Raw genomic sequence first — 4,428 nt, 5'->3', positions numbered from 1 at the left:
AATAAAAAGGCTCTCCGGGGGCCACGATACTTCCCAGCCAGGTTTCGAACTTAGTGCCATCCTGCAGATTCACCGCACCTGGCAAATGCCCTTGTTTAAAAACGGATTCGGGGCGGGTATCAACGATCAGGATGCCGGCATCAAAAACAGGCTCACCGGTCATCACCGGCACCTTTGCCAGCGAAGCTTCCAGCGGTGCAGCGCCTGTTCTGTTCACTTCTACATCGTAAGAGAAATATTTTGGAATAAACGGTTGTTGGGATAACAACTCTTTTACAAACTCGTTTTCTGTCAGTTCATCCAAACTCCAGTTACTTACTTTTTCTGCGGCGATAGTACTGATGTCTTCCTCGCTCAGCGATTTCCCACAGAGCGTTCCGGCGCCATGTGCAGGATATACCAATACATCATCCGCCAGCACCATCAACTTTTCCCGGAGAGAATGATACATCATGCGTGCCAATGCTTCTCTGCCTGCTGTAATGTTACCGGCAGTTCCCCGCAGATCCGGGCGGCCACAGTCGCCAATAAACAACGTATCCCCGGTAAATACGGCCCTGTCTTCCCCCGCATATACCAGCACCACACAAATACTATCCGGCGAATGACCGGGAGTATTCAATGCACGCAGGGTGATATCTCCTAACTTAATCTGATCGCCTTCATCAAAACCAGTATGCGGATAGGCAGCACCCACCAGTTGAGAGCAATAGATCACTGCTCCGCTATGGTGTAATTCCAGGTGACCGCTGATAAAATCAGCATGTGGATGCGTTTCAATCACGCCTGTAATTCTTGCATGAAGCGACGCCGCATATTCCAGGTAAGGTGTTAAATCTCTGGACGGGTCGATCAGGATGACCTCATTCACCTTTTCACTGTAAATAGCATAGGAGTAGTGTGCCAGTCCTTTATCTTCAAATTGTTGGATATCCATTTGCTGCCTTTTAATGATGCTGATTAGTGTTATGCCTGTTCCGGGATAATGGTAACGGCCCCGTATACTGGCTATAACGGTTACAGAAAGAAAAAGTTTGATCACAGTGAAAGTATGTTTGTGCAGCTTGGAAAGTTCAATGCCACCAGATCGATATCTGCAGCACTAATCCCCGGATCAGGCGTAGAATATGGCCTAAATTGTATAAATTATGTCATTTGAGACAAACTGCCAGCTCCTTACTTTTACAACATGAAACGTATACCACCACCAGCTCCCATTGTCCCGGAACGAAAACTTACCGTCATCGTCATCATGTCGGGCAATATCCTGCTGGATATAGCCGGACCGGTAGACGTATTTGTCACCGCCGGGAAAATACTGGACGCGCAGGCTGCAACGAACGACTATGAGATCCTGCTGGCCTCTCCGGGGCGAAACACCCAAATCACCTGCAGCGCCGGTATACAGCTGAATTGCACCACCTCCGTGTTGGATATTCATTCCCCCATCGACACGCTGCTGGTAGCGGGCTATAACAATGAAGCCGAAAACAATCAATATTATCAGGATTTCTATGCCTGGCTGGCCATCACTGCAAAGCATATACGAAGAATAGGATCTGTTTGCGTAGGCGCGTTTGCGTTAGCTAAAGCCGGTTTATTAAATGGCAGACAAGCCACCACTCACTGGGAATATTGCGAGCAGTTACAGGGCAGCTTTCCTGATGTACAGGTAAATCCCAACCCGTTTTTTATTAAAGACGGCAACATCTATACTTCCGGGGGCGTATCGTCCGGAATGGACCTGGCATTGGCGCTGATAGAAGAAGACCATGGCAAAGCGCTCGCTGCGCAGGTAGCACGCAAGCTGGTGCTGTACTTGAAGCGCCCCGGATCACAGGCATCGTTCAGCGCATTGCTGCCGGGGTATGCCCTCCATAATACCCTGGCCGGTCAGCTCCGCACCTGGATAGTGAAACATGCACATACCAATATTGGCGTAGTGGAATTAGCCGCCCAGGTGAATATGAGTACCCGGCATTTCAGCCGGATGTTTACCCGGGAAACGGGGCTATCACCCGCGAAATTTGTAGAAAAACTGCGGGTGGAAATAGCCAGGAAATACCTTGAAGACAGCTCCCTGAGCATAGATGCCATTGCAGAGAAATGCGGCTTCGGCGGATTGGTGTCGATGCGACGCATTTTTCAACGACAACTCCTGCTCTCCCCCAGCGATTACAGAAAAACGTTTCGGACGGCACTGGAAAAAGATCATCGCTAAGCAGCGTTCACCAGGTATCCATCTCCCCCTGATAAAATAATTACAATGAACCTTTGGCCTGTTCATCATGGCCTTGCTATGTCTGTTCACGAAAAATAAAACATCATGCCACAACAACTATCCCCATTGCTACATTTACCGGATGACCATCTCTCCTGCGAAGCACTTCAATTTGTAAAGCAGCATGAAACCGAACCGCTGTACAATCACAGTATCCGCAGTTTCATTTTCGCACGATTGTATGCTGCGCACAGTGGTCTGCTCGCGCATCCCGGTTATAACGAGCAATTATTATTTATCTCTTGTATTTTTCACGACATGGGCTTAACAGATCCCGGTAACGGGCCCCAACGATTCGAAGTAGAAGGCGCAGATCAGGCGCTTCTTTTTCTTTCCCAGCATGCTTTTAGTGAAACGGAAGCCGATATTGTGTGGCAGGCCATTGCCTTGCATACTTCTTCCGGCATAGCAGAAAGACGGGGGCCGGTGCCGCGGTTAACAAGAGCCGGCATTGTGATGGATTTCGGCGGTCCTACTACGGCCTTCATTACAGAAGAGCAGGCCGGTGCCATTTTCAACGCCTATCCCCGCCTGTCGCTGGCCACCGCTATTACCGACTGTATTGTGGGACAATGCCGCGCCAACCCTACCAAGGGGCACCCCTATACCATTGCAGGAGAACTGTTACGGGAGCGGTCCAGTGGCAGCGGTATGACGAGGATGGAAGAAAATACGATCCAAGGCCGATGGGGTAATTGAAACGCTGTTTATCAGGCAGGAAGCCGGGAAGTGGCCGCTAATAAAGCCGCAACCTTGGCTTCCATGCCATCGGCTTTGTGATTGAGCAAATCTGCTTTCACCGCATTTGTACAACCCCACTGCAATAATTCGTTGTCTTTTTTCGCTGCGGCTAACTGCGCAATGCGATAGTAGGTCACGGCCAATAGCTCAGGCGCACGGGATGGACATTGTAACGCGCGTTGGTAATATCCAATGGCTTCGTTGGGCTTATTTTGTACGGCCAATATCCGTCCCAGCTGATATAGCAGCGTGAACTCCACCGCACTGCTATCGTTGGGAATACCTTCTTTCAGATAGGATTTGGCGAGACTGATTGCCTCCGCATTTTTTTGCTGAATGCGTAAATTCAATACCCGGACCACTTTAGCCTGTGATTGCGCCACCGGCACCAATGCAGCATCCCAGTGCAATATTTTAAAGTAAGGGTCTATCTGTACAGCCGTCACGGGGCCATTTGCCGGCAGTTGCAGTGTTTGACTGCGATCGTGGAGCGTGATATGCTGCAACGACGTAGTACCGTTACCGTAAGTAATCAGCACCTCCGGTTGCAACTGATAAATGCTATCTGTTTGTGTGACCGTTAGCTGTAATTTATTTTGCTGCTGTTTCCAGCTGCTTTGCCATGCCGGGGCGCCCGTTCTTTCGAACCATTGGTCAAAAAACCATTGTAGAGGATGCCCGTATGCGTTTGTTATCTCCCGTTCAAAATCCTCCCAGCTAACACCCTTACTGCTATACTTTTCACCCATCACCTGCATGGCTTTATTAAATACCGGTTTTCCCACTGTAGCAGATAACAGCTCCAGCGCCAGGAAACCTTTGCTATCCGCGAGGATATGGTCATTGGCGCCTGTCAACGCAACCAGCGGTTCATCATTTCCCGCTGCCACATTTTTCAGATAACCAAGTCCACACTGATCTTTGATATAGCCAGGATAGCCCGTTCTACGATAATCCATGGCGTGCGTGCTATCAAAGTGATACACCACCTGCAGCGAGCCGTATTGGGCCAGTGCTTCTGATATAATGGATGCGCCCCGCTCTCCTCTTGACCGCACTTTATTGCCCCACCACTGATGCCCGATTTCATGACCAAAGAGGGCGTAATTAAATTGCAGCAATGCAGCGGTGGGCATCACTACCCCACCCAGGATACTGGCGCCGCCAATACCGGTGAGCTCCGATACATACTCCGGAAATTCAATAATGGAAAAGTTTGGAATAGTCAGGGGGCCAAACTGCGTGGCCAGGAAATCTAATACAGCGGCGGATTTGCGCGACAAGTCATTGCCATCGATCGCCGGACTCAAACTATAAGTATAAAAAGAACGATTGCCTTTGTATTCCTGCCGGGAATAATTTCCGATATAGAGTGAGAAGATATCTGGCTGGGCATAATGGAAAGT

General features: G+C 49.5%; 4 protein-coding genes. 2 read left to right on the top strand and 2 right to left on the bottom strand.

The window, feature by feature from the left end:
- Positions 1-937 (bottom strand): MBL fold metallo-hydrolase (locus tag VIP81_RS16660; RefSeq protein WP_331963227.1); only part of this gene is annotated, 937 nt, incomplete at its 3' end.
- A 252-nt stretch (positions 938-1,189) separates the two neighbouring features.
- Between VIP81_RS16660 and VIP81_RS16655 the strand changes: the two genes are divergently transcribed.
- Positions 1,190-2,221, top strand: coding sequence for a GlxA family transcriptional regulator (locus VIP81_RS16655; RefSeq protein ID WP_331963224.1), 1,032 nt, complete (start codon positions 1,190-1,192; stop codon positions 2,219-2,221).
- Between the two features lie 105 nt (positions 2,222-2,326).
- Complete coding sequence (locus tag VIP81_RS16650) at positions 2,327-2,980, top strand: HD domain-containing protein (protein WP_331963216.1); 654 nt, start codon at positions 2,327-2,329, stop codon at positions 2,978-2,980.
- A gap of 11 nt (positions 2,981-2,991) precedes the next feature.
- Here VIP81_RS16650 and VIP81_RS16645 read toward each other — a convergent pair.
- Positions 2,992-4,428 (bottom strand): M1 family aminopeptidase (locus VIP81_RS16645; protein WP_331963213.1); only part of this gene is annotated, 1,437 nt, incomplete at its 5' end.

The sequence above is a fragment of the Chitinophaga sp. genome (assembly GCF_036566945.1).
Taxonomy (GTDB): Bacteria; Bacteroidota; Bacteroidia; order Chitinophagales; family Chitinophagaceae; genus Chitinophaga.
Note: the sequence above shows the minus strand (reverse complement) of the source record. Positions and strands in the feature narration are given on the sequence as shown.